Annotated in this window: 25 protein-coding genes and 1 tRNA gene; 13 read left to right on the top strand and 13 right to left on the bottom strand. The window is 70.5% G+C overall.

Annotated features, from left to right (window positions below):
* Positions 1–619: 619 nt before the first annotated feature.
* Positions 620–961, top strand: coding sequence for a hypothetical protein (locus IEY12_RS01640; protein WP_188877479.1), 342 nt, complete (start codon positions 620–622; stop codon positions 959–961).
* A 7-nt stretch (positions 962–968) separates the two neighbouring features.
* On the opposite strand, the gene IEY12_RS01635 is transcribed toward IEY12_RS01640, so the two are convergent.
* Positions 969–1301 (bottom strand): GNAT family N-acetyltransferase, encoded by a 333-nt coding sequence (locus IEY12_RS01635; protein ID WP_188877472.1) that lies wholly within the window; start codon positions 1299–1301, stop codon positions 969–971.
* A gap of 60 nt (positions 1302–1361) precedes the next feature.
* On the opposite strand from IEY12_RS01635, the gene IEY12_RS01630 reads away from it, so the two are divergent.
* Positions 1362–1613 (top strand): hypothetical protein, encoded by a 252-nt coding sequence (locus IEY12_RS01630; protein WP_188877471.1) that lies wholly within the window; start codon positions 1362–1364, stop codon positions 1611–1613.
* Between the two features lie 343 nt (positions 1614–1956).
* Here IEY12_RS01630 and IEY12_RS01625 read toward each other — a convergent pair.
* Positions 1957–2030: transfer RNA gene (locus IEY12_RS01625), tRNA-Lys, on the bottom strand.
* 135 nt (positions 2031–2165) lie between these two features.
* Between IEY12_RS01625 and IEY12_RS01620 the strand changes: the two genes are divergently transcribed.
* Entirely contained in the window at positions 2166–3629 is a 1464-nt protein-coding gene (locus IEY12_RS01620; protein ID WP_188877467.1) for a DHH family phosphoesterase, read from the top strand.
* On the opposite strand, the gene IEY12_RS01615 is transcribed toward IEY12_RS01620, so the two are convergent.
* The 4 genes from IEY12_RS01615 to IEY12_RS01600 form a co-directional block, all read right to left on the bottom strand.
* Positions 3626–3916 (bottom strand): PRC-barrel domain-containing protein, encoded by a 291-nt coding sequence (locus IEY12_RS01615; protein ID WP_188877464.1) that lies wholly within the window; start codon positions 3914–3916, stop codon positions 3626–3628. The genes IEY12_RS01620 and IEY12_RS01615 overlap by 4 nt on opposite strands.
* Positions 3917–3942: 26 nt before the next feature.
* The gene (locus IEY12_RS01610) at positions 3943–5064 is read right to left on the bottom strand and encodes a pyridoxal phosphate-dependent aminotransferase (RefSeq protein ID WP_188877457.1); all 1122 of its coding nucleotides are present in this window, start codon (positions 5062–5064) and stop codon (positions 3943–3945) included.
* 120 nt (positions 5065–5184) lie between these two features.
* Positions 5185–6252 carry a phosphotransacetylase family protein gene (locus IEY12_RS01605; RefSeq protein WP_188877453.1) on the bottom strand — a complete coding sequence of 356 codons (1068 nt, stop codon included), beginning with the start codon at positions 6250–6252 and terminating at the stop codon, positions 5185–5187.
* Positions 6249–8405, bottom strand: a complete 2157-nt coding sequence (locus tag IEY12_RS01600) for an acetate--CoA ligase family protein (protein ID WP_188877449.1) — start codon at positions 8403–8405, stop codon at positions 6249–6251. The genes IEY12_RS01605 and IEY12_RS01600 overlap by 4 nt, the downstream gene beginning before the upstream one ends.
* Before the next feature lie 102 nt (positions 8406–8507).
* On the opposite strand from IEY12_RS01600, the gene IEY12_RS01595 reads away from it, so the two are divergent.
* Positions 8508–9371 carry a ZIP family metal transporter gene (locus IEY12_RS01595; RefSeq protein ID WP_188877444.1) on the top strand — a complete coding sequence of 288 codons (864 nt, stop codon included), beginning with the start codon at positions 8508–8510 and terminating at the stop codon, positions 9369–9371.
* A 28-nt stretch (positions 9372–9399) separates the two neighbouring features.
* On the opposite strand, the gene IEY12_RS01590 is transcribed toward IEY12_RS01595, so the two are convergent.
* Positions 9400–10950, bottom strand: coding sequence for a uracil-xanthine permease family protein (locus IEY12_RS01590; RefSeq protein WP_188877429.1), 1551 nt, complete (start codon positions 10948–10950; stop codon positions 9400–9402).
* A 117-nt stretch (positions 10951–11067) separates the two neighbouring features.
* Here IEY12_RS01590 and IEY12_RS01585 point away from each other — a divergent pair, with 117 nt between their 5' ends.
* The 4 genes from IEY12_RS01585 to IEY12_RS01570 all read left to right on the top strand — a co-directional run bounded on the left by IEY12_RS01585 (position 11068) and on the right by IEY12_RS01570 (position 14089).
* Positions 11068–11814: a carbon-nitrogen hydrolase family protein gene (locus tag IEY12_RS01585; protein ID WP_188877427.1), complete on the top strand. Its 747-nt coding sequence runs from the start codon at positions 11068–11070 to the stop codon at positions 11812–11814.
* Between the two features lie 41 nt (positions 11815–11855).
* On the top strand, positions 11856–12107 hold the full coding sequence (locus IEY12_RS01580; RefSeq protein ID WP_188877421.1) for a hypothetical protein: 252 nt from the start codon (positions 11856–11858) through the stop codon (positions 12105–12107).
* A 105-nt stretch (positions 12108–12212) separates the two neighbouring features.
* Entirely contained in the window at positions 12213–13319 is a 1107-nt protein-coding gene (locus IEY12_RS01575) for an NADH:flavin oxidoreductase/NADH oxidase (protein ID WP_188877419.1), read from the top strand.
* A 134-nt stretch (positions 13320–13453) separates the two neighbouring features.
* Entirely contained in the window at positions 13454–14089 is a 636-nt protein-coding gene (locus IEY12_RS01570; protein WP_188877417.1) for a DUF7547 family protein, read from the top strand.
* A 75-nt stretch (positions 14090–14164) separates the two neighbouring features.
* Here the strand turns inward: IEY12_RS01570 and IEY12_RS01565 are convergent, their stop codons facing one another.
* Positions 14165–14533 carry a Zn-ribbon domain-containing OB-fold protein gene (locus IEY12_RS01565; protein ID WP_188877415.1) on the bottom strand — a complete coding sequence of 123 codons (369 nt, stop codon included), beginning with the start codon at positions 14531–14533 and terminating at the stop codon, positions 14165–14167.
* Complete coding sequence (locus IEY12_RS01560; RefSeq protein ID WP_188877403.1) at positions 14530–15684, bottom strand: thiolase family protein; 1155 nt, start codon at positions 15682–15684, stop codon at positions 14530–14532. Before IEY12_RS01560 ends, IEY12_RS01565 begins: the two co-directional genes overlap by 4 nt.
* 235 nt (positions 15685–15919) lie before the next feature.
* On the opposite strand from IEY12_RS01560, the gene IEY12_RS01555 reads away from it, so the two are divergent.
* Positions 15920–16540, top strand: a complete 621-nt coding sequence (locus tag IEY12_RS01555) for a VOC family protein (protein WP_188877401.1) — start codon at positions 15920–15922, stop codon at positions 16538–16540.
* Positions 16541–16551: 11 nt separating this feature from the next.
* Here the strand turns inward: IEY12_RS01555 and IEY12_RS01550 are convergent, their stop codons facing one another.
* Complete coding sequence (locus IEY12_RS01550; protein WP_188877397.1) at positions 16552–17214, bottom strand: DUF47 family protein; 663 nt, start codon at positions 17212–17214, stop codon at positions 16552–16554.
* Positions 17215–17326: 112 nt separating this feature from the next.
* Here IEY12_RS01550 and IEY12_RS01545 point away from each other — a divergent pair, with 112 nt between their 5' ends.
* Together IEY12_RS01545 and IEY12_RS01540 are read left to right on the top strand one after the other, a co-directional pair.
* The gene (locus IEY12_RS01545; protein ID WP_188877391.1) at positions 17327–18127 is read left to right on the top strand and encodes an ABC transporter ATP-binding protein; all 801 of its coding nucleotides are present in this window, start codon (positions 17327–17329) and stop codon (positions 18125–18127) included.
* Entirely contained in the window at positions 18124–19725 is a 1602-nt protein-coding gene (locus tag IEY12_RS01540; RefSeq protein ID WP_188877389.1) for a hypothetical protein, read from the top strand. The genes IEY12_RS01545 and IEY12_RS01540 overlap by 4 nt, the downstream gene beginning before the upstream one ends.
* Here the strand turns inward: IEY12_RS01540 and IEY12_RS01535 are convergent.
* The gene (locus IEY12_RS01535; protein WP_188877376.1) at positions 19713–20492 is read right to left on the bottom strand and encodes a helix-turn-helix transcriptional regulator; all 780 of its coding nucleotides are present in this window, start codon (positions 20490–20492) and stop codon (positions 19713–19715) included. The two genes, IEY12_RS01540 and IEY12_RS01535, sit on opposite strands and share 13 nt — an antisense overlap.
* 297 nt (positions 20493–20789) lie before the next feature.
* Here IEY12_RS01535 and IEY12_RS01530 point away from each other — a divergent pair, with 297 nt between their 5' ends.
* A complete protein-coding gene (locus IEY12_RS01530) occupies positions 20790–21536 on the top strand; it encodes an ArsR/SmtB family transcription factor (protein ID WP_188877370.1) in 747 nt (248 codons plus the stop codon).
* Here IEY12_RS01530 and IEY12_RS01525 read toward each other — a convergent pair.
* The gene (locus IEY12_RS01525; protein ID WP_188877364.1) at positions 21533–21757 is read right to left on the bottom strand and encodes a helix-turn-helix transcriptional regulator; all 225 of its coding nucleotides are present in this window, start codon (positions 21755–21757) and stop codon (positions 21533–21535) included. The two genes, IEY12_RS01530 and IEY12_RS01525, sit on opposite strands and share 4 nt — an antisense overlap.
* Positions 21757–22152, bottom strand: a complete 396-nt coding sequence (locus IEY12_RS01520) for a DUF2178 domain-containing protein (protein ID WP_188877347.1) — start codon at positions 22150–22152, stop codon at positions 21757–21759. Before IEY12_RS01520 ends, IEY12_RS01525 begins: the two co-directional genes overlap by 1 nt.
* A 133-nt stretch (positions 22153–22285) precedes the next feature.
* Between IEY12_RS01520 and IEY12_RS01515 the strand changes: the two genes are divergently transcribed.
* Positions 22286–24151 (top strand): DEAD/DEAH box helicase, encoded by a 1866-nt coding sequence (locus tag IEY12_RS01515; RefSeq protein ID WP_188877341.1) that lies wholly within the window; start codon positions 22286–22288, stop codon positions 24149–24151.
* Positions 24152–24206: the final 55 nt, after the last annotated feature.

Below are 24206 nucleotides of genomic sequence, written 5' to 3'. Positions count from 1 at the left end.
GGTAGGTTGATCGGAGTACTACCCCCGACCATACACAGTAGTATAGTACTGATTGAGACAACAGTAATACGGTCATACTCTATTCTATATCGTTAGCTGTTCTACTGCCCCTCTATGCGTTAAGTCACTTGATTAGTCCGTTTGAGTGTCCAGTTGAGTTGTGAACCATACGGTGAACTACAACAGTACTACTACTGTGTATGCCCCCCGCTCGACCGTGACGAACAACTCCCTCACTTCCCACCAGATCGTAGCCCATCAGAAGCCACAGCAGAGCGATACAGAAGCTCCGCAACTCTACAAGTGGGGAAGCATAATCTTCCCACCGAAACCCGTCTAAGAAACCGTACAGCACCACGTCGCAGAGAGTGTAGGGTACACGCGAAAGAGTACGACAATTGTCTAACCACCGGTTAGAACATCACCCACCCCCCGTAGGGCGTGCAGATAGGTAAGCCGCTCTGCGAAATTGGGGTGATTTCACTCCGATTTTGGGTCGCTGAGACGGCGAAAATCCCGGCGTTCTGCGTCTACTAATTGTGGGCGTATGGGGGCTTTTTCGCCGCCCTTGATGTGTTGTTGACCAACGATTTACATGGTGGCCCGAGCAGGAGCGAGTGTGACACCCTACGAGCCAGAACTCATCGAGGTGGCGTTATCCCCCGAACAGGGCGATAAGCTGGAGGCCGCCGTCGAAGCCAACGATGCGGTCGGGAACGAATCCGAACTCCTTCAGCTCCTTATTGCGGAGGAGACAGCCACGCTCGAACAGCTCTCACCCGACTACGACGTGACCGCAATTCGTTCGATGCTCGAACGACAGCAGGAACTACTGGAGCAGATCGCCGAGGGAGTCGAGGAGAGTAACAGCGACCTCGATGCTGTGAGTCACCGACTGGAGAACGTACGAGAGACTCAGGAAGCGATACGTTCGGAACTGGAGTCGCACTTGATCTACTGACGGAAGATTACTGAACTTCCTTCTCCCACCCAATACCGTCTGTCTGCTCCTCGAAGCCCTCCGTTTCGAGGATATGCGTCATCGCGGGATGCACGTCGTTGTTCGTCGTGACAACAGAACACCCCTCAGCACGACTCAGCTCGATGAACTTACGAAGTGCCGTTCGACCCACCCCCTTCCCCTCCCAATGCATTTCCACTACGAGATGCTCCAACGAACCGGGTACACCTTCGATAGCACCCGCGTATTCGCCACACACGTAGATGTTGTAGCCGAGCATCGCTTCATCGAGGCGCACTTCCTCCGGCTCCACTTCCTCGATCTCGTCGGCTAAGGTCATCTCTGGATTCAACGTGGGGGCAAGCATTGATGAGTCTTCTTCTGAAATGTTGAGTTCGCCATGTTCGACTTGGAGGGCCTCACGTACGAGGAGGACAAGCGCAAGGACTTGACCGACGGACGCCGACGAAACTTCAAGCAGGGCTGGACACGCGCGGTTGAGGGGCAAGAGTACGAAGGAGTACTCGAAGAACTGACGTGGAACAACCTCGGCTGGCGGCTTGGACGACTGTTCGGGCCGACGCCTGACAATCTCCGTGAGGAGATTCTCGATTGGTGTGCGGAACAGCGGAACGCGAGTGATGATCTCTGACCGACTTCTGGTGGGGTCAAAGCCTGAACAAGGAACAGGTAGTATTCGATCACCTATCTGCTGGTAGTCTGTAGGAGCGTCCTCTTAGGTCGGGTGGAAGCCACAAAATCAGATATTGGGTGTATCACCGAGGCCGAATCCTCGCGCGCGACAGAATTGACTCGATGCAGAGAGACACCGTTTTCGGCTGAACCAAAACCACCGGAGGACGACGATGCGCGGTAGGTTCGTGATGAACTGACGCCAAAATACCGGGGGTTCCACAAGGTTGTAGTTGCTCTAACCCCTATCAGTAACCAGTTCAGCCGCTAACGGTCTAACTCGGCATCAGTCCTTCAGGAAGCGGGCCGGGAGGGAATTGAACCCCCGACCGTCTGATTAAGAGTCAGACGCTCTGCCTAACTGAGCTACCGGCCCAACGCATCCATCACTTGCTGCGGGGTAGTCAAATAAGTTTCTTTCCGGTGCCGTCGTGGGCCGCCGTCGCACGCGCCGCCACGAGTCCGCTCGTCGGGGACGTTAAGTACTGCGGGGCGGTAGCGAGGCCTATCCATGAGTAGCCGGGCTACGATCTCGTCCATGTCGACGTACGCCATCCTCGGCTGCGGCAGCGTCGGGCACGCGGTCGCCGAGGAACTCGTCGAGCGCGGGAAGGACGTGCTCATCGTCGACCGGGACGAGTCCCGGGTGGAGGCGCTGCGCGATCAGGACCTGAACGCGCAGGCGGCCGACATCCGCGAGGAGGAGGTCGCCGAACTCGTCGCGGACCGCGACGTCGTCCTCGTAATGGCGTCGGACGTCGAGGCCAACGAGGACGCGGTGCGGAACATCCGCGCGCGCGACGACGAGCAGTTCCTCGTGGTGCGCGCGAGCGACCCGGTCTCGAGCGACGAACTCACCGACCTCGGCGCGGACGTCGTCGTCAACCCCTCCTCCGTGATCGCGGACGCCGCGCTTCACGCGCTCGAATCGGGCGAGCTCGAGTACAAGGCCCGCCAGCTCGCCGACGTCATCGAGGCGACGACCGAGCGCATGGCGATCGTCACGCACGACAACCCGGACCCGGACTCGATCGCGGCGGCGGCCGCCCTCCAAGCGATCGCCGAACACCTCGGCATCGAGGCGGACATCCTCTACTTCGGCGAGATCGGTCATCAGGAGAACCGCGCGTTCGTCAACCTCCTCGACATAGAGCTCACGCCCTACGACGACGTCGACATCGAGGGTTACGACACGACGGCGCTCATCGACCCGGCGAAGGCGGGCGAGATACAGGTCGAGTCCGACATCGACGTCTTCATCGACCACTACGAGGCCTCCGGCGAGGTCGACGCGGAGTTCGTGGACGTCCGGCCGAACGTCTCCGCGACCTCCACCATCCTCACGAAGTACATCCAGGAGTTCGACCTCTCCGTCTCCCAGGAGGTCGCGACCGCGCTCCTCTACGGGATCCGCGCGGAGACGCTCGACTTCCGCCGGGAGACGACGCCGGCGGACCTGACGGCCGCCGCGTACCTCTACCCGTTCGCGGACCACGATGTCCTCGAGCAGGTGGAGTCGCCGAACATGAGCCCGGAGACCCTCGACGTGCTCGCGGAGGCCATCACGAACCGCGACGTCCAGGGGAGCCACCTCGTCAGCGACGCGGGCTTCATCCGGAACCGGGACGCGCTCGCGCAGGCCGCCCAGCAGCTCCTCAACCTCGAGGGCATCACGACGACGGCGGTGTTCGGCATCGTGGACGACACGATCTATCTCGCGGCGCGCTCGAAGGACATCCGGATGAACATCGGGAAGGTCCTCCAGGACGCCTTCAGCGAGATCGGCGACGCGGGCGGGCACTCGACGCAGGGGTCGGCGGAGATCCCGCTCGGCATCTTCACGGGCATCGAGACCTCCGAGGAGAACCGCGAGACGCTCCTGCAGCTGACGGAGGAAGCGGTGAAACGGAAGCTGTTCAACGCGATGGGCGTCGATCAGGAGGCGACGTCGTCATCGCAGAACGGGAGCTCCTAGACGACCGCGCTCTCCTCGTCGTCGGTCGTCTTGAGGCGCTCGACGACGTCGTTGATGAGGATGACGTCGCCGACGGCGCGGACCCAGCGGTAGGGGACGATGACGCCGCGTCGCCCGGTGTCGTAGTTCTCGAAGAGGTCGGGGTTGAGTTCGCCGACCGCGAGGCCGTTGACGACTTCGGTGTCGAGGTCGAGGCGGATGTCCTCGACTTCGCCGACGAAGACGCCGTTGTTCGAGTAGACTTCCCGGCCGACGAGCGACGTGATCTCCTGCGGGGTCTCGTCCATGTCCGTGGCGAACGGCGTGCCGCCTCTTAAGTGTTGGAGCTATCGGGCGCGTCGAGCAGCTCGCCGAGCGCGCGCAGCGCTACCGCCATGTCCGGCGGCGCGCGCCCGAGGCTGACCCGTATCGCAGACTCGTCGTCGAAGAACCGGCCGGGGGCGAGGAGGAGACCGTTCTCCCACGCGTCCTCTTGGAGCTGCTCGGCGTCGCGTTCGGTCGGGCGGAGGAAGGCGTACGTGCTGCCCGGGGCGACGAATCCGGTGAGGTCGTCGCGCTCCTCGACGAACTCGGCGAGGAGGGCGGTGTTCTCCTCGAGCATCGCGCGCTGGTCGGCGACGATGTCGTCGAGGTGGTGGAAGGCGCGCATCCCGTAGGCGCGCGAGACGTCGGAGACGGCGGGGACGTGGTGGGAGACTTCGCGCGCGCGGTCGACGAAGTCGGCGTCGGCGACGAGCCAGCCGACGCGGAGGTCGCCGAGGCCGAGGAACTTCGTGAGCGACCCGGTGACGGCGACGCCCTCGATACCGGCGGCGGTCGGGCCGCCGAACGCGCCCTCGGTGGCCTGTTCGCCCGTGACGAACGGCGCGTACACTTCGTCGACGAGGAGGCGCGCGCCGTACTCGCGGGCGTGCTCGGCGACCGCTTCGAGCGTCTCGCGCTCGGCGAGGCGACCGGTGGGGTTGTGGCGGTTCGTCACGGTGACGAGCGCCGTCTCCGCGGTGAGCGCTTTCTCGACGCGCTCGGGTTCGAGGCGGTAGTCGTCCTCGCGGATGAAGCGGTCGACGGCGGCGTCGAAGGCGGCGGGCGTGCGGCGATGGGGCTCGTAGCCGGGCTTCTCGACGAGCGCGCGCAGGTGCTCGTCGTCGTCGCGCTCGCTCTCGGGGTCGGCATCGAGCGCGGTCGCGGTCGCGAGGAAGTTCGCGTGACTCGCACCCGCAGTGACGAGGACCTGCTCCGGGTCGACGCCGTACTCGCTCGCGATCTGCATCTCGAGCGTCGCGCCGACCGGCGGGTCGTCGCGTCCCTCCAGCGCGGGCGGTATCGTCGAGGGGCGCTCCTCGGCGACACCGCGCAGATCGGTGGAGCCGAGGTCGTACATCGCGACGTCGGGCCGGCCCTGCATCCACTCGAGGTACTCGATGTGGGGGAACACGTCGCAGGGTTCACGGCGGGCGAGTAAAGCCGTTGTCGCCTTCGGTTCCGCGACGGTTCGCCGGCTCGCTCACCGGCGTCGCGGTGCGCGCGCGGCCCGCGCGGTCTCGGGGACGCGGCGTCAGTCGTCGCCGAGCAGGTGCGCGACGTCCGCGTGGTCGGCGAGCAGCTCGCGCATCCGCTCGACGGTTCGCGCGTTCCGAGTCCGCCCGCCGCTCACGACGGATTCGACGCGCTCGACCGTCGCGCGCGTGTCGCCGTCGACGACGACGATGGGGACGCCCGCGCGCTCGGCGCGGCCGGCGACGGCGCCCGAGGGCTCGTAGCCGCCGGTGAGCACGAGCGCGTTCACGCCGGGGGCTTCGAGCGCGGCGGCCTGGACGTCCGCGCGGTCGCCGCCGGTGACGACCGCGGCGTCCTTCGTCCGCCGGAAGTGCCCGAGCGCGCTCTCGCCGCTCATCGCGCCGACGAGGAAGCGCTCGACGAAGATGTCGCCGCCGGCGTCGGTGACGACGCGGCCGCCAAGTTCGTCCGCGAGGTCGGCGACGCTGACCCCCGCGAGGTCGTGGACGCGCGGGAGGACGCCGAGGACGGGGACGCCCTCGCGTTCGAGGCAGGCCGCGACGTCCTCGGCGACGGTGTCGTGGTCGGCGTCGGCGACGGCGTTGAAGAGCACGCCGCGCAGTCGGTCGCCGAACGCGTCCGCGGCGGCGAGCACGTCGTCGACGTCGCCGGGCTCGCGGTAGCGCGCGAGCAGGACGACCTCGGCGTCGAGCAGTTCGGCGACGGCGGGTTCGTCGAGGCCGACGACGCGGCCGGTCGAGACGCCGTCCGCGCCCTCGACGAGGAACGTCTCACAGCCGTCGGCGAGCGTCTCGTAGGCGTCGCGGACGCGCTCGTGGAGCGCCGCCTCGTCCTCGCCGCCCCGGACGGCGTTCGCGACGAACGTCGGCGAGTAGACGATCGGCTCCATGTCCGCGACGGTCGCGTCGAGGTCGAGGAGGTCGTGGGCGAGCATCGGGTCCTCGTCGAGCGTCTTCCCGACGGCCGAGCGCAACCGCGTGCCCTTCGGCTTCATGTACCCCACGGTGCGGCCGTCGTCGCGCGCGCTCGCGGCGAGCGCGAGCGACACGGCGGTCTTCCCGGTGCTGGCTTCGGTCGAGGCGACGAGCGTCGTGTTCGTGGTCATAGCTTCTCTGGGTCGACGGTGAGTCGGAGGTCGAGCGCGAGGGCGCCGGCGTCGCCGTCGTCGGACGCGGGGCGCGCGAGCAGTGGGTTGACGTCCAGCTCGAGTATCGCGGGGAAGTCGTCGACGAGGCGGCCGAGTCGTTCGACGCACTCCCGCAGCGCCTCGCGGTCCACGGGGGCGCGGCCGCGCGCGCCGCGGAGGAGCGGTGCGGCGTCGACGTCGTCGAGCATCGCGGCGGCCTCATCGGTGCTGACGGGCGCGACGCGGAACGTCGTGTCCTCGAGCACTTCGACGAAGATGCCCCCGAGGCCGAACATGAGCAGCGGGCCGAACTGGGGGTCGCGTGTCATCCCGAGGATGGTCTCGACGCCCGCGTCGGTGTCGACGCGCTCCTGCACTTGGACGCCGAGGACGCGGGCGTCCGGCTGGTAGTTCCGCGCGCGCGTCACGAGCGTCTCGTAGGTGTCCCGGACCTCCTCGCGCGGAACGCCGACTTCGACGCCGCCGATGTCCGACTTGTGCGTGATGTCGGGGCTGACGACCTTCATCACGACGTCGCCGCCGAGGTCGGCGGCGAGCGAGTCGGCTTCGTCGGGCGAGTCGGCGACCCCGCCGGCGGGCGTCGGGATGCCGTAGGCGTCGAGGAGGTCCATCGCTTCGACGCCGAGTTGGTTCGACTCGCGCTCGGTGACGCGTTCGAGGACGGCGCGGGCGCGCTCGCGGTCCACGTCCGCGAACCCGCGGGGCGCCGCGTAGTCGCGCTCGCTGATCGCGGCGTAGGACGCGAGGGCGTCGAGGCTGTCGACGGCGCGCGCGGGGTCGAAGTAGTTCGGGACGCCGGCGTCCGCGAGGACGTCGGCGGGGGCGTCGACGCGCTCGCCGCCCATGAGGGAGGCGACGACGGGCTTCCCGTGCTCGCGCTGGACGTCGACGACCGCCTCGGCGAGGCCGTCGTAGTCGAGGACGGCCGTCGGGGCGGCGACGACGACGACCGCGCCGACGCCGGGGTCGGCGAGCGTCGTGTCGAGGGCGTCGCAAAAGCGGGCGACGTCCGCGTCGCCGATGACGTCCACGGGGTTGTGGACGTTCGCGTTCGCGGGGAGCGCGTCGGCGAGCGCGCTCCGGGTCGCGTCAGCGAGCGACGCCATCTCGAGGCCCGAGTCCCCGACGGCGTCGGTCGCCATCACGCCGGGGCCGCCCGCGTTCGTCACGACGGCGACGGCGTCCGTTTCGGGGAGCGGGAGGCCGTCGAGGGCGCGCGCGAAGTCGAAGAACTCCTCGACGTTCTCCGCGCGGAGGACGCCCGCCTGTTCGAGGCCGGCCTCGTAGGCGGCCTCGCTCCCGGCGAGCGCGCCCGTGTGACTGGAGGCGGCCTGCGCGCCCGCGCTCGTCCGCCCGGACTTCACGGCGACGACGGGCGTGTCCGTCGTGACCTCGCGCGCGGTGTCGATGAACGCGCGGCCGTCCACGATGGATTCGAGGTAGGCGAGGACGACGTTCGTCTCCTCGCTCCGCGCCCACCGGCGCATGAAGTCCGTCTCGTCCTCGACGGCCTTGTTCCCGAGGCTGACGACGTCCGAGAAGCCGAAGCCCTGATCGCGCGCCCAGTCGAGGACGGCGGTGATGAACGCCCCGGACTGGCTCATGAACGCGACGGAGCCGGGGAGCGCCATCTGCGGGCCGAACGACGCGTTCAGCCCGGAGCGCGTGCTCATGACGCCGAGGCAGTTCGGGCCGACGAGCGTGATGTCGTACTCCTCGGCGAGCGCCACGAGATCGCGCTCGCGGTTCGCGCCCTCGCTCCCGGCCTCGCCGAAGCCGGCGGTGACGACGACGACGTTCGGGACGCCGGCCTCGCCCGCGTCGCGCACGACGTCCGCGACCGCGCTCGGGGGGACGACGACGACCGCGAGGTCGACGGGCCCGGGGACGTCCCCGAGGCCGTCGTAGCAGGGGTAGTCGAGGACGCGCTCGCGGCCGGGGTTCACGGCGACGACGTCGCCGTCGAACTCCGCGAGGTTCGTGAGGATGGCGCGCCCGACGGACCCCTCGCGGTCGGTCGCGCCCACCACCGCGACGCGCTCCGGGACGAACAGGCCGTCCGCGTCCGCGTCCGCTTCGGCGCCGGTGTCCGCGTTCGTGTCTGCCTGCACGCGTGCTCCGACGCCCGGCGTGCGCTTAAGCCCCGGGGCGGGTTCCCGCGCTGCGAGAGGCGGCAGTCAGCCCTAAGTCGCGGAGGCCGCTATCGTCGCGTGATGGTCGCCTTCGAGGCGCTCGCGTTCGTCTTCCTCGCGGGACTCGTCACGGACCTCGCGACGGGCCTCGGCGCCCTCCCGTTCTTCTACGTCGACGACGTTTCGGACCGCGCGACGGTCGCGCTCTGGGGGGTCGCCTCCGGCATCATGCTCGCGGCGTCGTTCTTCGGGCTCGCCCGCGAGGGCCTCGCCTACTCCTCGGGTCTCCCGGTGCTCCTCGCGGCCGGCGTCGTCGTCGGCATCGCCCTCGTCGAGGTCTCGGACCGCCTGCTCGAGCGCCTCGACGTCGGTGGTGCCGACGCGGACGTCGACGGGAGCGCGGTCAGCCCGGAGATCGACCCGTCCGCGATCGCCGCCGGCGACCTGCGGACGCTCGTGCTCGTCCTCGGCGTGCTCACCGTCCACTCCTTCCCCGAGGGCGTCGCGGTCGGCGTCTCCTTCGCGGAACTCGGCCTCGGCTCCGGCGTCCCGATACTCGGCCTGACGGTGCCGCCGCTCGCGGTGCTGATGACGGTCGCGATCAGCGTCCACAACGTCCCCGAGGGTCTCGCGGTGAGCATCCCGCTGAAGGCGATGGACGTCGGCGAGTGGCGGATGGTCGGCGCCGCCGTCTTCTCGAGTCTCCCACAGCCGCTCGGCGCCGTCGTCGCGTTCGCGTTCGTCCGCGTCGCGCGCGACGTCCTCCCGTTCGGCTTCGGGTTCGCGGGCGGCGCGATGGCCTACCTCGTGCTCACGGAGTTCGTCCCGGACGCCCTCGAGACGGGCCGCGACCTCCCGAACCGGGGGATTCCGGCCTTCGTGCTCGGCCTGCTGGGGGGTGCGGCGGTGATGGTCCCGCTGCTGTTCGTCCACGTGGGTCCCTAGACCCACGCTCAGAGCGAGCGCCGGCGCGTCAGTCGCCCTTCACGTAGCGCTCGTAGGCGGACTCGAAGGCCTCGTCCGACTCGGTGAGCTGGTCCCACTCGTCGAGGCCGCGCTCCTCGCGCGTGCCCTCGACGGTGTTGTCGAGAACGAACGCGACGATGCCGCCGACCGCCATGCCGGTGCCGCCGACGACGTAGACGGTGTCGGAGACGACCTTCAGGCCGAGGAGCCACCCGACGAGCGGCGTGCTCGCCATCCCCGCCTGGAAGGCGCTCGCGCTCCCGACGTTCCCCATGTAGGCGGGGAACGCGAGGCCGCAGAAGAGCGCGAGGCCGATGATGAAGACGTTCCGCGAGCTATCGAGGTCGACGTGTTTCAGGTTCGAGAGGCCGACGGCCGCGATCTGCCCGAACATCGCGATGTAGAGGCCGCCGACGATGGGGTCGGGAATCGTGGTGATGAGCGCGCCGAAGTACCCGACGAAGCCGACGACGAGCATGAGGACGGCGCCGATCTGGATGACGTACCGGCTCGCGACGCCCGTGAGGCCGATGGCGCCGATGTTCTCCGAGTAGGACGTCGAGCCGTTCCCGGTGCCCATGACGCCCGCGAAGACGGTCGCGAGCCCCTCCATGCCGATGCCGTGGTCGATGCGGCGCGCGGAGGGCGCGCGCTCGCCGGCGAGGCGCGCGACGGCGTGATAGTCGCCGAAGGACTCGATCATGGAGGCGAGGACGCCCGCGAACATCCCGATGACGAAGGACGTCTGGAACGTCGGCATCCCCCACTGGAGCGGCATCGGCACCTGCACGAGGTCGGCGTTCGCGACGGGCGCGAGGTCGACGAACGCCGGCGACCCGCTCGGAATCACGCCGACGACGGAGAGTGCGGTGGCGAGCGCCCACGCGGCGACGATGCCCAGCAGGACCGGGTAGAGCCGGAAGACCCGGTGGGCGGTGTCGAGATACTGGCTGAACGCGACGATGAGGAGGACGGTGAGGCCGACGAGCCACCACGCCTGCCCCGCCATCGTGACCTGCGGGGCGCTGAAGAGCGAGAGGCCGATCAGCGCGATCGTGGGCGCGATGACGACCGGCGAGAGGTACTGCTTGAGCCATCCCATGACGCCGAGATACCCCAGAACGACCTCGACGATACCGCCGACGATGATCGCGCCCTGCAGCGCGAGGATGGCCTGCTCCCAGTTCCCGGTGCCGACGAAGCCGATGATGGCGATGGCGGGCGCGAGCATCGAGAACGTCGCGCCCTGCACGATGGGATAGCGGTTCCCGACCGTCGTCTGGAGGAGCGTCCCCACCCCGGAGACGACGAAGAACGTCCCGACGTAGAGCGGGACGTACCGGTCCGGCATCCCCATCGCGGCGGCGAGCGCGAGCGGCACCGCGATGTTCGCGCCGACCATCGTGAGGTAGTGCTGGAGGCCCAGTAACGCCGATTCGCCCGTCGGCGGGCGCTCGTCGACGCCGTACTCGACGTCGCTCGACTGTTCGACCGACTCGGTCCCGGGTTCGCCCGCGATCCCCTCCGGCGGTGCGTCCGGGTTCTCTGCTCCTGTCATGCGTGCCTCTGTTCACGGTGTGGGTGCCCGCGACGCGGCATAAGGCTACTCGTGTCGTGCCCGCCGCGTCGCGTGAGACCACACCACTCTTGTCGCTCGCACGGCCACTCCGTGGCGATGACCGACGCCACCGTCGCCGCCTGCCAGCACGCCGTCGCCGAGGGTGACACCGACGCGAACGTCGCGGTCGTCCGCGAGCGCCTCGCCGGCCTCCCCGACCGCGTGGACGTCGCAGTCTTCCCCGAGTACGGGCTCACCGGCTTCGACGCCGGCGCGCCCGAGGCGTACGCGGTCTCCCGCGACGGCCCCGAGCTCGCCGCCGTGGAAGCCGCCGCCGCGAACCACGGTGTCGCCGCGCTCGTCGGCTTCCTCGAGGACGCCGGCGACGCCCGCCACAACACGCTCGCGTACGTCGCGCCCGACGGCGCGCGCACGTACTACCGCAAGCGCAACCTGTGGGGCGAGGAGGCGGCCGCCGTCACGCCGGGCACCGAGCGCGTCGTCGTCGAGACGGCCGCCGGAGCGACCGGCCTCCTCACGTGCTACGACCTGAACTTCGTCGCGGAGAGCGCGGCGTTCACCGAGCGCGCCGTCGACGCGCTCTTCGTCCCGGGCGCGTGGCCGGCCGCGCACGCCGCGAACTGGGACCTCCTCCTGCGGGCACGCGCCCTCGACGGCGTGCGGTGGGTCGTCGGCTGCGGTCGGACGGGCGAGAGCGGCGACGCGCGCTACGCGGGCCGCTCGGCGGTCGTGCGACCGGACGGCACCGTCCACGCGCGTCTCGGGCGCGGCGAGCGCGACCTCGTGGCGACGCTCGACGGCGACGTGCTCGCCGAACAGCGTGCCCTCGTCGGCGTCCCCTGAGCGCCGGTACGCTGTAGTTGCTCGCGCCCGCACTCACGGGTATGACCGACGACATCGACGTCGACGTCGAAGTGGAGGTCGAAATCGACCGCGACGAACTCGAAGTGGAACTCGGCTCCTCCGCCGAGGCCGAGGCCGAACTCGAGGTCGCGGGCGCGGAGGTCGAAGTCGAGATCGAGGTCGAGCGCCACGGCGACCCCGACGCTGACGACGGAGACGAACACGAGTCCGAGCCCGACGAATCCGACGAGCCCGACGAACCCGAATCCGAACCCGACGAGGGCGAGGACTGAGGTCGTTCGGCCGCGCCGACGAGCGTGCCGGCGGGTCGCGGCGGGTCTCGGCAATCCGCCCCGCCACCACTAGCCATTTTCGCCGCCGGCAGGTAGTCGGCGTCGATGGCAGGTCTCTTCGATTCGCTCACGCTCCGGGAGACGGAACTCCCGAACCGTCTGATGGTCTCGCCGATGTGTCAGTACTCCGTCGAGGACCGCGACGGCCTCGCGACGCCGTGGCACCACGTCCACCTCGGCAGTCGAGCCGTCGGCGGCGCCGGCCTCGTCATGGCCGAAGCCACCGCCGTCGAGCCGCGCGGCCGCATCACGCCCGAGGACCTCGGCATCTGGAGCACCGAGCACGCCGACGCCCTGACGGACACCACGGCGTTCGTGAAGAGTCAGGGCGCCGTCCCCGGCATCCAGCTCGCGCACGCCGGCCGGAAGGCCTCGAAGTCGCGGCCGTGGGAGGGCAGCGAGCCCCTCCAGCCCGACGAGGGCGGCTACGAGGTCGTCGCGCCCACCGAGGAGCCGTGGCCGTACGAGGCGGAGGCGCCGCCGACGAAGAAGCTCGACACCGACGAGGTCGCCGGCATCGTCGACTCCTTCCGAGACGCCGCCGAGCACGCCCTCGACGCGGGCTTCGAGGTCGCCGAAGTCCACGGCGCGCACGGCTACCTCCTCCACGAGTTCCTCTCGCCCGTCACGAACGACCGCGACGACGAATACGGCGGGAGCTTCGAGAACCGCGCGCGCCTCATCCGCGAGGTCACCGAGGCCGTTCGCGAGGTGTGGCCGGACGGGAAACCGGTCTTCGTCCGGCTCTCCGGCACCGACTGGTTCGACGACCGCGACTCGTGGACGGTCGAGCAGTCCGCCCGGCTCGCTGACATCCTCTACGAGGCCGGCGCCGACCTCGTGGACGTCTCCTCGGGCGGCATCGCGCCGAACTCCTACCCGGACTGGGCGGGGCCGAACTACCAGCTCGCGCTCGCCGAGCACGTCCGCGAGCACGCCGAGAGCGACATTCGGGTGGGAACCGTCGGCGGCATCACCAGCGCCGAGCAGGGCGAGGCCATCCTCCGCAACGGCCGCGCGGACCTCGCCATCGTCGGCCGCGAGTTCCTCCGCGACCCCTACTTCGGCCTCCACGCCGCCGACGAGCTCGGCGACCTCGAGGACGGGATGATCCCCGACCAGTACCTCCGGGGCTTCCACGAGCGCCTCTAGCGCCGGTACGCTTTCCTCTCGGGCGCCCCTTCACCCGATATGTCGCTCCCGCTTCCGTCACCCGTCCCGCGCCCCGACGAGTCCCTCGCGTCCCCCACTGCCGCGAATCGTCTTCCGTCCGGGATGGTCTGACGATGGCCGACGACCTGGAGGCGCGCGTCGCCGCGCTCGAACGCGCCGTCGAACGCGTCGAGGAGCGGACGCGCGAGCGCGACGTGCCACGGGGGCCGCTCGGTCTGCCGCGCCCGCCGACGCCGCGCGAGTTCGCCGAGTTCGCCGTCGAGGACGCCATCCCGACGGCCGTCGCGGTGCTCGACGCGCAGGTCCGCGCGCTCGAAGCGCTGCGGCGCGCGCTCCGCCTCCTCGAACCCGGCCTCGCCGATACTGACGGAGCGCGCGGCACGACCGCCGACGCACGCCGCGAGACACTCGACCGCCTCGACGCCGCCGTCGCCGACCTCCGCGCGGCCGCGAGCGGCGACGCCCTCCCGCCGGACGGGGCGGCGCGGGACCTCCTCGAAGACGCGCGCGCCCTCACGGCCGAACTCGAGGCCGACGTCGAGGCGGCGCGCGCGGACCGCGACGCCGAACGTGCGGAGCGACGCGAGGCGGCCCGACGCGAGCGTCGCGCGGAACGCGAGGAACGCGCCGAGCGCGTCGAAGACGAACTCGATCAGCTCCGCGACGAGTACGACGTCGGGGGCGACGACGCCGACGGGGAGTCGGGGAGCGATTCGTCGGACGGCACCCCCGACGACCGCGGCCGCTGACCGCCGCGAGGCGTCGACTCGGCTCTCTCGGCGATACCGGCTCGAACCACGGTCGGAACGGAGTTCCTCGCTGATTCAGTCCCGCGAGACGGGACTGAACCGGTAGCCGTCCCACGACTGGCTCTCCTTCTCGCGGATGCCCGCGTCGGGGTCGCGGAGCTCCGCGACGTAGACGGGCGTCACTTCCTCGCCGCTCTCGACGGGTTCGGTGAGCTGGCCGAGCGCGCGCACCGACTCGCCCTCGACGTCGAACTCGACGATGCCGAGGTGGTTCGGCTCGCGGACGCCCGGCGGCGTCGCCGTGCTCGTCGTCCACGTGACGACCGTCCCCACCGACTCGGTGAGGTCGACCGTCTCGCGCTGTTCCGCGCCGCACTCCGGGCAGACGGTGTGTGCGGGATACGTGACGTGGCCGTTCTCGCAGCGATATGCCTCGAAACTCATTCTGCGGCCTCCAGGATGGTGGTTGTGACGCAGTTCCCGAACCCGCCGACGTTACAGGCGAGGCCGACGTCCGCCGCGACCTGCCGCTCCCCGGCGCTCTCGGTGAGCTGCTGGTGGATCTCGTAGACCTGTGCGACGCCGCTCGCGCCGAGCGGGTGGCCCTTCGACTTGAGGCCGCCGGAGGTGTTTACCGGCAACGCGCCGTCGCGCGCGGTGACGCCCTCGGCGGCGGCCGTCCAGCCCTCGCCCTTCTCGAAGAAGCCGAGGTCCTCCAACTGGAGGACTTCGAGGATGGTGAACATGTCGTGGAGTTCGGCGACCCCGACGTCGTCGGCGTCGAGGCCCGCCATCTCGTAGGCCTGCGCCGAGGAGTCGACGACGCCGCCCATCACCGTCGGGTCGTCGCGCTCGTGGACGACGTGCGTGTCCGTCGCACCGCCGATGCCCGAGACCACGGTGTAGTCGTCCGTGTACTCGGCGGCGACCGACTCCGGGCAGAACAGCAGCGCGGCGCTCCCGTCCGTGATCGGACAGAAATCGTAGAGGCGGAGGGGGTCCGCGACGATCGGCGATTCGAGGACGGTCTCCTCGTCGACTTCCTTCCGGAACTGCGCGTGCGGGTTGTCGACGCCGTTCGCGTGGTTCTTCACCGCGACCTTCGCGAGCGACTCGCGGGGCGCGTCGTATTTCTCGAGGTAGTGTCGGGCGGTCATCCCCGCGAAGCTCGGGAGGGTGACGCCGTGCTTGTACTCGACGGGGTGCGTGAGCGAGGCGATGACGTCCGTCGCTTCGGCGGTCGTGCGATGCGTCATCTTCTCGCCGCCGACGAGCATGGTGAGGTCGCTCGCGCCCGAGGCCACCGACTGCCACGCCGCGTAGACGCCCGCACCGCCCGAGGCGCTCGTCTGATCGACGCGCTGCGTGTACGCGCCGAGCGCGCCGAGGTCGTGCGCGAGGGCGTTCGGAACCCCCGTCTGCCCCTCGAACTCGCCGCTCGCCATGTTCGAGACGTAGAGGTGGTCCAACTCGTCGGCGTCGACGTCCGCGTCGGCGAGACACGCCTCGCCCGCCTCCGCGAGCAACTCGCGGACCCAGGCGTCGCGCTGGCCGAACTGGGTCATCGACGCGCCGATGACGGCTACCCGATCCATACCCGACTCGTCGGGGACGCGCACCTTGAGCGTTCGGTTCCGTCGCGTTCGTCGATCCGTGCCTCCCGCTAGTCGTCGCGTTCTGCTCGCGGGTCGTGCCTCCCCGCTCGCGTTTCGGCGGCGCCTCCCGTTGGTCGGTGCCGCCGTTCTCCCCTGACGTGCGCGTCACCCGCTAACCCCGTGTCAGCGAGGGTTTATCCGGTTCGGTCGCGAATCAGGTAACACGACGATACCCATGAGCGACGATTCGGAGATCCCCGTGACGGCCGAGCTGCCCGACAGCGCGATGCACATGACCGGCGTCGACCACATCACCCTCATCGGCTCCAACGAGGCGGACACCGTCGCGTTCTACCGCGACATCCTCGGGATGCCGCTCGTCCTCCGGCAGCCGAACCTCGACGCCCCCGAAGTCACCCACCTCTTCTTCGACACCGGCGACGGCCGCATCCTCACGTTCTTCGTCGAGGAGTCTCGCGAGTCGAACCCCCAGCCCCAGCGCGTCGGCGTCGGCGGCGTCCACCACCTCGCGTTCAGCTTCGACCCCGAGGACTTCGAGGAGGTCCGCGAGGGCCTAGAGGAGAACGGCCACCGCTACAGCGTCTTCGATCGGGGCGTCTTCCACTCGCTCTACACGCGCGACCACAACGGCCTCACCATCGAACTCGCCGCCGACAAGTTCGCGATTCCCGACGACCGGCGCGGCGAAGTGCTCGCGCGCACCCACGCGAAGCGCGTCGCCGACGGCGCCGAGTACGCCCAAGAGGAGCACATGGTCGCCGCGCTCGAGGAACTCGGCCTCCCCGTCGAACGCGCCGACCTCCCCGACTCGGCGTCGGGGTCCGCCGGGCTCTAACGCCGGATAATTTACGGCGTCGCGCTCGCCACCACCGCGAGCTGGTCCGCCGCGTCCTCGACCGTGTTCGCGACGCCGTCGAGCGCGAGCGTCACCTCGCGGACGGCGAGCCCGTTCACGGAGAGGCCGGGCGCGAACGCCGCCGCGAGCGCGTCCTGTTTCAGCTCGTCACAGCGGTGTTCCACGTCCCGAATCGCGTCGATGGTCTCGCGCTCGATGGTCGGTGACTCGTCCGCGCAGAGCGCAACGACGTACTCCTCGACGGCGTCGCAGAGCCGCTCGCTGGCGCGGGCGGCGAGCGTCCCGAGGTCGACGAGCGCGTCCCCGGACGCGTCGAGGTCGGGCGCCATCGACGCGAGCGCGGCCAGCGCGTCCTCGACGGCGTTCGCGACGTCGTCGAGGCGCGAGAGGAGGTCGAGCAGGTCACGCGCCCGGAGGTAGACGCCGGTGAGATCCGGGTCGAGGGTGGCGAGGGCCGTCCGCAGGTCGCGCGCGTAGTCGTCGCAGGCGGACTCGGCGGCGGCCGCCTCGGCGGCCGAGTCGTGGAACGCCTCGCTGTCGCCGTCGCGGTAGGCCGCGAGCGCGACCGGGAGGTGGGCGGTGCAGTCGCGAACGCCCGCGCAGAAGTCGGCGGTCGTCGTCCCGATTCGCGAGGCGGCCTGATCTGCCTCCATACCCGAATCGGGCGGATACCGATAGAAACGACTTGCTATGACCCCTCGATACGGCTATATATCTCTCGTGACCGACGCAACGCCTTTTCGCTCGGCTCGTGAGTACGACGGTATGGTTCCCGCTATCGAAGCCACCGACCTCACGAAACGCTACGGCGACGAGACGGCTGTCGCCGGCCTCTCGCTCTCCATCCCGGACGGCGCCGTCTACGGCTTCCTCGGGCCGAACGGCGCCGGGAAGACGTCCACGATGCGGATGCTTACGACGCTGACGACGCCGACCACCGGGTCGGCGCGCGTCGCGGGCGCCGACGTCGCCGACCGCGCCGCCGTCGTCGAACACATCGGCTACCTCCCCGAGGAGCCCCCGGTGTTCGACGAACTCACCGGCCGCGAGCAACTCGAGTACGTCGCGGGCCTGCGCGACCTCGGCGACGACGCCACCGAGCGCATCGACGACCTCCTCGAACGCTTCGGCCTCCTCGCGGACGCCGACAAGCGCATCGGCGCGTACTCGAAGGGGATGAAGCAGAAGGTCGGCATCGCGCTCGCCGTCCTCCACGACCCCGCCGTCGTCTTCCTCGACGAACCCACGTCCGGCCTCGACCCGCGCGCCGCCCGAACCGTGATGGAGCTCGTCGCGGAACTCGCCGCCGGCGACGCGACGGTGTTCCTCTCGACGCACATCCTCCCGGTCGTGGACGAGCTCGCGGACACCGTCGGCGTGCTCTCGAACGGCCGCCTCGTCGCGGAGGGCACGCCCGACGAGCTGAAGTCGCAGGTCGCGGCCGGCGAGGGCGGCACGCTCGAGGACGCCTTCCTCGCGGTCACGGGCGGGCCTGGCGACGAGCGCTCCGGCGCCACCGACGCCGCTGGTGAGGCGGAGCGCGCCACCGCGCGAGACGAGCGATGAGGCGGCCGACCCTCGCGCACGTCGCGCGCATCGTCCGCACGGAGGCCCGCCGGCGTCTGCGCGTGCTCTCCGAGAGCGGCCTCCGCGTCCTCCTCCTCGTCTTCGGCTTCGGCCTGATCGCGCTGCTGCAGGTGGCCGTCGGCATCGGCATCTACCTCTTCGCGGGCGGCGTCACCGCGAGCGTCCTCCCACTGGCGCGCGTCGGCGCGGGCGGCGCGTGGGTGCTCGTCGTCGGCATCACGGCGTTCGGCGTCCTCTCCCAGCGCTCGTCCTACGACGCGATGGACGGCCTCCTCACCACCGTTCCCTCGCGGGAGGTGACGCTCGCGATGCTCTGCACCGAGGCCGGCGGCGCGCTCCTCCCGTTCGCCCCGCTGCTCGTCGTCGCACCGCTCGCGTTCGGCCTCGCCACCGGCTCCGCGCTCGCGGGCGCCGCCGCGTTCCTCGCGCTCGCGTGTCTCGTCGTGAGTGCCGCGCTCGTCGGCTTCACCCTCGGGTTCGGCGTGAAGAACCTCGCCGTCCGCTCGGCGCTCGTCGCGCGCTATCGGACGCTCATCGCGGCGCTCGCCGTCGTCGCGTACTTCCTCCTGCTGACGACGGAGGCCGGGGGCGACCTCGCCGGCACCGTCGCGCGCGCCGTCGCCGCGACGCCCATCGCGTGGCTCGCTGACCTCGCGCTCCTCCCCGTCGTCCCCGCGAGCGCATCCGCGGCACTCGGCGCGCTCTGCCTCGTCGCCGTGCTCGTCGCGGGCGCCGTCCTCGCGGCGTTCCCGCTCACCGCCGCGCTCTGGTACGCGGACCGCGCGACGCCCGCCGAGCGCGACGCCGTCGCGACGGAGACGTCGCTCGCGCCCGGGCCGTTCGCGCGCCTCGACGCCGGACCGGCCGGCTGGGTGGCGTACAAGTCGGTGGTGCGCGCCCGCCGCGCGCCCGTGAAACTCCTCTACGTCGCCTACCCCCTCTTCGCGCTCGGCGGCCCCGTCGGCGAGGCGTTCGCCACCGGCCTCGTCCCCACCGTGCTCGTCGGCTACGTCGCCGTCTACGTCGCGTGGGCGGCCGGCGCGGGGCTCGCGCTCAACCCGCTCGGCGACGAGGGCGCGCTCCTCCCGGTGAGCGCGACGAGCGGCGTCTCCGGCCGGGCGTTCGCGCGCGGGCACCTGCTCGCGACGGCGGCCATCGGCGCCCCCGTCGCCTTCGTCGGGACGGCTGTCGTCGGCGTCCTCAGCCCGCTCTCGCCCGTTCGCGTCGCCGTCCTCGCGGTCGTCGCGGCCGGCCTCTGCGTCGGCGCGGGCGGCCTCGCGGCGGGCGTCGGGAGCGCGCTCCCGCGATACGAGGCGGTGCGCGTCACTCGGAGTCGGCGCGCGACGGTCCCGAGCCTGCTCGCGTTCGCCGTCTACTCGCTTCTCCTGCTGGTCGCGGCGCTCCCCGTGATGGTCGCGGGCTTCCCCGGCGTGAGTTCGTTCGTCGGCGGGCTCCTCGGCGTCTCCGGGGTGTCGCTCCTCCTCCCGGGCGCGGCGCTGTCGCTCGGCGCCGTCGGCGTGCTCGGCGTGCTCGGCTATCGCCACGCCGCCGCGTGCTTCGATGGCTACGCCGTCTGAGGCGGGTCGTCGGCGACCTCCTTCTCGGCCTCGAAGCGCTCGCGGGCCCACTCGCGGACGGCGTCGTCGGCCGTCCACGCGACGGCGTTCAGCGCGTTCGCGTCGTCGTACGCGCCGACGAACACCACCTCGTCGCTGACGACGAGCGCGTAGTCGAGGTCGCCGGGATGGACGTGGAGGTCGAAGGCGGGGAGGGCGAGCGAGCGCGCGACGTTGTCCGGGCGGACGGCGCGTTCGGCGTCGAGGACGGAGTCGGGGCAGACGAGGTCGATGCTCGCGCCGTCCTCGATGCAGTCCCCGAACGCGTCGATGTAGAGCTTCGTCATCGTCGGGGAGAGGCAGTCGTAGTGGTCGGCATCGCACTCGCGGATGCGGTCGGTGAGCGCCTCCGCAGCGCGGTGTGGTTGCTCGCGCGTCGTGGTCACGACGGTGGCGTCCTCGAAGCCGGCGACCGGGAGCGGCGGGTCGGTCGTCGGCAGGCGGTCGAGGAGCGCCTCCTTCTCGTCGAGGACGCGGAGGTCGTCGAGGAAGCCGCATGCGCGCTCGACGACGCGCTCGCCGGTCGGGGTGAGTCGGTAGTCGCCGTCGACGCGCGCGACCCAGCCCTCGTCGGCGCACGCTCGCAGGCAGCGCTGAGCGGTGGCGCGCGAGACGTCGACGCGGTCGGCGACGCCACGCGGCCGGCCCGGGTCGGCTCTGAGCGCACGGAGGACGGCGAGCCGGTTCGGGGAGGCGAAGACGAAGTTCGCAGCCTCGTGCGCGTCCATATCGGTGTGTAGCGGCACGGGGATAATTAAGCTCCCGGAGCGAGCGAATCGGCTGCGGGCGACGTCGTGTGCACGCCGTGCACACTCGATTAGCGAGTGATGCTAACTGAACGGGGACCCGACGCTCTGGTGGGTACCGCCGGAGCGCCCCGGTGTGCGCCGCCTCCCCCACTACTCCCGTTCGCGGCGCCTCACCGGTCCCCGAGTCGGCCCTCCACGAGCGACTCGCGCGCGGCTCGCAGCGCCGCCGCGCGACGCGAAACTATATGTCCGCACGAACGAACATCCGCATGACTGATGGGTAGTCTGTTCCCGTTCCAGTCCGACGTCGACGTCGACACCGACGGGTCGCGCCTCCTCGGTATCGAGGAGGAGGCGGCGGACGAGGTGTTCGACGCGCTCTCCTCGCAGACGGCGCGCACCATCCTCGCCGCCGTCTACGAGGAGCCGCGGCCGGCCTCGGACCTCGCGGATGCCGCCGAGACGTCCCTCCAGAACGCGCGCTATCACCTCGACGGGCTCCGCGACGCCGGCCTCGTCGACGTCGCGGACACGTGGTACTCCGAGCGCGGTACCGAGATGAAAGTGTACGCCCCCACCAACGACTCCGTGGTCGTGATGGCGGGCGACGAGGAGACGCGCTCGAGCGCGTTCGACGTCCTGAAGAGCTTCCTCGGGAGCGTCGGCGCCATCGGCGTCGGCGCGCTCCTCGTACAGGCGCTCGCCGCGCCCGGTACCGTCGTGCCCGCGATGGGGTCCGCCGCCAGTCCGTCTTCGGGCGGCGACGGCGGCGGCGCGGCCGGAACGACGACCACGACGAGCGGCGGGTTCAGCGCGATGGACGCGGGCGGTGAGACGACGGTGTCGGCGACGCGGACCGCGACGGAGACGACCGCGCAGGTGAGCACGACCACGACGGTGGGCGGCCACGCGGCCGGCCCGCTCGACGCCGCGCTCGCGCTCCTCTCACAGCCCGGCGTCGCGTTCTTCGTCGGCGGGCTCTGCGTCCTCGGCGCGCTCGTCGCGTGGAACCGGTGGCGCTAGTCCAGGTCGCTCGCGGTCACGTCGAGGTCGATGTCGGGGGCGAAGAGCTCCTCGACCCGGCACTCGAAGAACGCCGCGAGCGCGAACACTAACTCGGCGGAGGGGTCGTAGCGGTCGCGCTCGATGGCGTTGATGGTCTGTCGGGTGACGCCGACGTGCTCGGCGAGCGCGCCCTGACTGAGGCCGTGGGCCTCGCGGTGGGAGCGGAGCGTGTTCTCCATTACGCCCTCGTCGCGAGTGCGAGTCGGAACCCACCGTACGTGAGGTAGAGCGCGGCGACGGCGAACGCGAGCGCGACGCTCCAGAGCGGCCAGTCGAAGCGGCCGAACGCCCACGCGAGCGTGAGCGCGGGGAAGACGACGGCGGACGCGTAGCCGAAGAGCCGGAGCGTGAGGCTCGCGGCGCTCCGGGCGTGCGTGCGGTCGCGTTCGTCGTAGAGGACGGCGTCGCTGCGGTGCTGGAGGCCGACGCTCGCGAGCATCGCGAGCGCGTAGAGCGCGACGCCGACGAGCGGCCGTTCGAGCGCGACGAGGACGCCGAGCGCGACGCCGCCGCCGACGCCGAAGCCGGTGACGAGCCTGCGCGTCGTTCGCGGGGCGAGTTCGGTGACGGACATGGTAAAGATCTCTTTACAGTAAAAAGTGTTTTACACGCCAGCATAACTCTTGCGTCGGTGCGCCCGCGACCCGGGACGCCGCGCCCCGCCGACGACGCAAACCGTTTCAACGCCAGTCGTCTACGCACACCCAGTGAGCGACGAAGCCGACAGCCCCGAACTCTCTCTCGACGCCTTCTACGACGCCCTCGAGTCCGTCGGCCGCCCCGTGGTGACCGCCGGGCGCCTCGCGGGCGTCCTCGACTGGACGCAGGCCGAGGCGAGCGACGCCCTCGACCGACTCGCGGAGGAGGACCACGGCGTCGAGCGCGTCGACGTCTCGAACGACCCGGTGGTGTGGTTCCCCACCGACTGGGCGAAGACCACCGAGCGCGAACGCGTCGTCGTCTTCCCCGAGCACCGCGAGGTCGTCGTCGACCAACCCACGCAGTTCACGCGCGCGCAGCTCGCGCAGTTCGCGACCCTCACCGACACCACCGGCGAGAACGCCTATCGCTACACGGTCCGCGCGGAGGACGTCTGGGGCGCCCCCCACGACGACCTGGCGGCGCTGCGCCGGACCGTCCGGCAGGCGCTCGGCGAGCGCTACCCGTCCCTCGAGCAGTTCGTCGCCGACCAGTGGCGTCGCGCCCGCCAGTTCCGCCTCTACACCCACGAGGAGGGCTACATCGTCCTCGAGGCGAACACGCCGGAGATGATGGGGAACGTCGCCGAGCAGCATCTCTCCGAGGGGACCATCCGCGCGCCCATCAGCGACACCGAAGCGTGGGTCGCCGCCGAAGCCGTCGCCACCGTCAAGCGCGAGCTCTACGAGGCCGGCTACCCCGTCCAGGACGACCGGACGCTCGACGAGGGCGCCGAGCTCGACGTCGAGTTACACCTCTCGCTTCGCGACTACCAGCGCGGGTGGGTGAAGCGCTTCGTCGAGTCGGGCTCGGGCGTGCTCGTCGGCCCGCCGGGGAGCGGGAAGACCGTCGCCGCGCTCGGCGTCCTCGAACGGATCGGCCGCGAGACCCTCATCCTCGCGCCGGGGCGCGAACTCGTCGCCCAGTGGCGCGACAGCATCCTCGAGTACACGAGCCTCACACAGGCGGACGTCGCGGAGTACCACGGCGGCGTGAAGGAGATCGGCCCCGTCACCATCGCGACTTACTCGACGGCGGGCATGGAGCGCCACCGTCGGCTCTTCGACGAGAAGCGCTGGGGGCTCGTCGTCTACGACGAAGCCCACCACATCCCGAGCGACGTCTTCCGGCGCACCACCGACCTGCAGGCCTCCGCGCGCCTCGGGCTGAGCGCGACGCCGGTCCGGGGCGACGACCGCGAGACGGACATCTACACGCTCATCGGACCGCCCATCGGCACGGACTGGGAGGCGCTCTTCGACGCGGGCTTCGTGCAGGAGCCCGAGGTCGAGATACGCTTCGTCCCGTGGGCGGAGGACGAGCGCCGCTACGAGTACGCGAGCGCGGACGGCCACGAGCGTCGGATGCTCGCCGCCTCCAACCCCGCGAAAATCGACGAGGTCCGGTCGATACTCGACGAGCACCCCGAGGCGAAGACGCTCGTCTTCGTCGACTACCTCGACCAGGGCGACCGGCTGGGCGAGGCGCTCTCCCTCCCGTTCGTCAGCGGTGACACGCCCCACTCGCGGCGCGAGCGCCTCTTCCACGAGTTCCGCGCGGGCGAGCGCGACGTCCTCCTCGTCTCGCGGGTCGCCGACGAGGGCATCGACCTCCCGGACGCCGAACTCGCGATCATCGCCTCCGGGCTCGGGGGCTCGCGCCGACAGGGCGCCCAGCGCGCCGGCCGGACGATGCGCCCCGCCGGCCGCGCGCTCGTCTACGTGCTCGCCACCAGAGGCACCGAGGAGGAGGACTTCGCGCGCAACCAGACGCGCCACCTGGCGGAGAAGGGCGCGCGCGTTCGCGAGGCCGACGCGGAGGCCTTTGCGGGCCCGAGCGACAGCGAGGGGCCGCAGAACGTCGAGCGGGAGTGAGCGGACGCTAGCGACACGCGGGACGCGGGGAGCCGAACGCGAGTGAGCATCCGCG

The organism is Halarchaeum grantii, assembly GCF_014647455.2.
GTDB classification, from domain to species: Archaea; Halobacteriota; Halobacteria; order Halobacteriales; family Halobacteriaceae; genus Halarchaeum; species Halarchaeum grantii.
Note: the sequence above shows the minus strand (reverse complement) of the source record. Positions and strands in the feature narration are given on the sequence as shown.

What these genes read in the sequence shown, in the direction of transcription:
- IEY12_RS01635 (WP_188877472.1), bottom strand. Translation starts at nt 1,301, where the DNA reads ATGACCTTAGCCGACGAGATCGAGGAAGTGGAGCCGGAGGAAGTGCGC.
- IEY12_RS01630 (WP_188877471.1), top strand. Translation starts at nt 1,362, where the DNA reads ATGTTCGACTTGGAGGGCCTCACGTACGAGGAGGACAAGCGCAAGGAC.
- IEY12_RS01620 (WP_188877467.1), top strand. Translation starts at nt 2,166, where the DNA reads ATGAGTAGCCGGGCTACGATCTCGTCCATGTCGACGTACGCCATCCTC.
- IEY12_RS01615 (WP_188877464.1), bottom strand. Translation starts at nt 3,916, where the DNA reads ATGGACGAGACCCCGCAGGAGATCACGTCGCTCGTCGGCCGGGAAGTC.
- IEY12_RS01605 (WP_188877453.1), bottom strand. Translation starts at nt 6,252, where the DNA reads ATGACCACGAACACGACGCTCGTCGCCTCGACCGAAGCCAGCACCGGG.
- IEY12_RS01595 (WP_188877444.1), top strand. Translation starts at nt 8,508, where the DNA reads ATGGTCGCCTTCGAGGCGCTCGCGTTCGTCTTCCTCGCGGGACTCGTC.
- IEY12_RS01590 (WP_188877429.1), bottom strand. Translation starts at nt 10,950, where the DNA reads ATGACAGGAGCAGAGAACCCGGACGCACCGCCGGAGGGGATCGCGGGC.
- IEY12_RS01585 (WP_188877427.1), top strand. Translation starts at nt 11,068, where the DNA reads ATGACCGACGCCACCGTCGCCGCCTGCCAGCACGCCGTCGCCGAGGGT.
- IEY12_RS01580 (WP_188877421.1), top strand. Translation starts at nt 11,856, where the DNA reads ATGACCGACGACATCGACGTCGACGTCGAAGTGGAGGTCGAAATCGAC.
- IEY12_RS01575 (WP_188877419.1), top strand. Translation starts at nt 12,213, where the DNA reads ATGGCAGGTCTCTTCGATTCGCTCACGCTCCGGGAGACGGAACTCCCG.
- IEY12_RS01570 (WP_188877417.1), top strand. Translation starts at nt 13,454, where the DNA reads ATGGCCGACGACCTGGAGGCGCGCGTCGCCGCGCTCGAACGCGCCGTC.
- IEY12_RS01565 (WP_188877415.1), bottom strand. Translation starts at nt 14,533, where the DNA reads ATGAGTTTCGAGGCATATCGCTGCGAGAACGGCCACGTCACGTATCCC.
- IEY12_RS01560 (WP_188877403.1), bottom strand. Translation starts at nt 15,684, where the DNA reads ATGGATCGGGTAGCCGTCATCGGCGCGTCGATGACCCAGTTCGGCCAG.
- IEY12_RS01555 (WP_188877401.1), top strand. Translation starts at nt 15,920, where the DNA reads ATGAGCGACGATTCGGAGATCCCCGTGACGGCCGAGCTGCCCGACAGC.
- IEY12_RS01550 (WP_188877397.1), bottom strand. Translation starts at nt 17,214, where the DNA reads ATGGAGGCAGATCAGGCCGCCTCGCGAATCGGGACGACGACCGCCGAC.
- IEY12_RS01545 (WP_188877391.1), top strand. Translation starts at nt 17,327, where the DNA reads ATGGTTCCCGCTATCGAAGCCACCGACCTCACGAAACGCTACGGCGAC.
- IEY12_RS01540 (WP_188877389.1), top strand. Translation starts at nt 18,124, where the DNA reads ATGAGGCGGCCGACCCTCGCGCACGTCGCGCGCATCGTCCGCACGGAG.
- IEY12_RS01535 (WP_188877376.1), bottom strand. Translation starts at nt 20,492, where the DNA reads ATGGACGCGCACGAGGCTGCGAACTTCGTCTTCGCCTCCCCGAACCGG.
- IEY12_RS01530 (WP_188877370.1), top strand. Translation starts at nt 20,790, where the DNA reads ATGGGTAGTCTGTTCCCGTTCCAGTCCGACGTCGACGTCGACACCGAC.
- IEY12_RS01525 (WP_188877364.1), bottom strand. Translation starts at nt 21,757, where the DNA reads ATGGAGAACACGCTCCGCTCCCACCGCGAGGCCCACGGCCTCAGTCAG.
- IEY12_RS01520 (WP_188877347.1), bottom strand. Translation starts at nt 22,152, where the DNA reads ATGTCCGTCACCGAACTCGCCCCGCGAACGACGCGCAGGCTCGTCACC.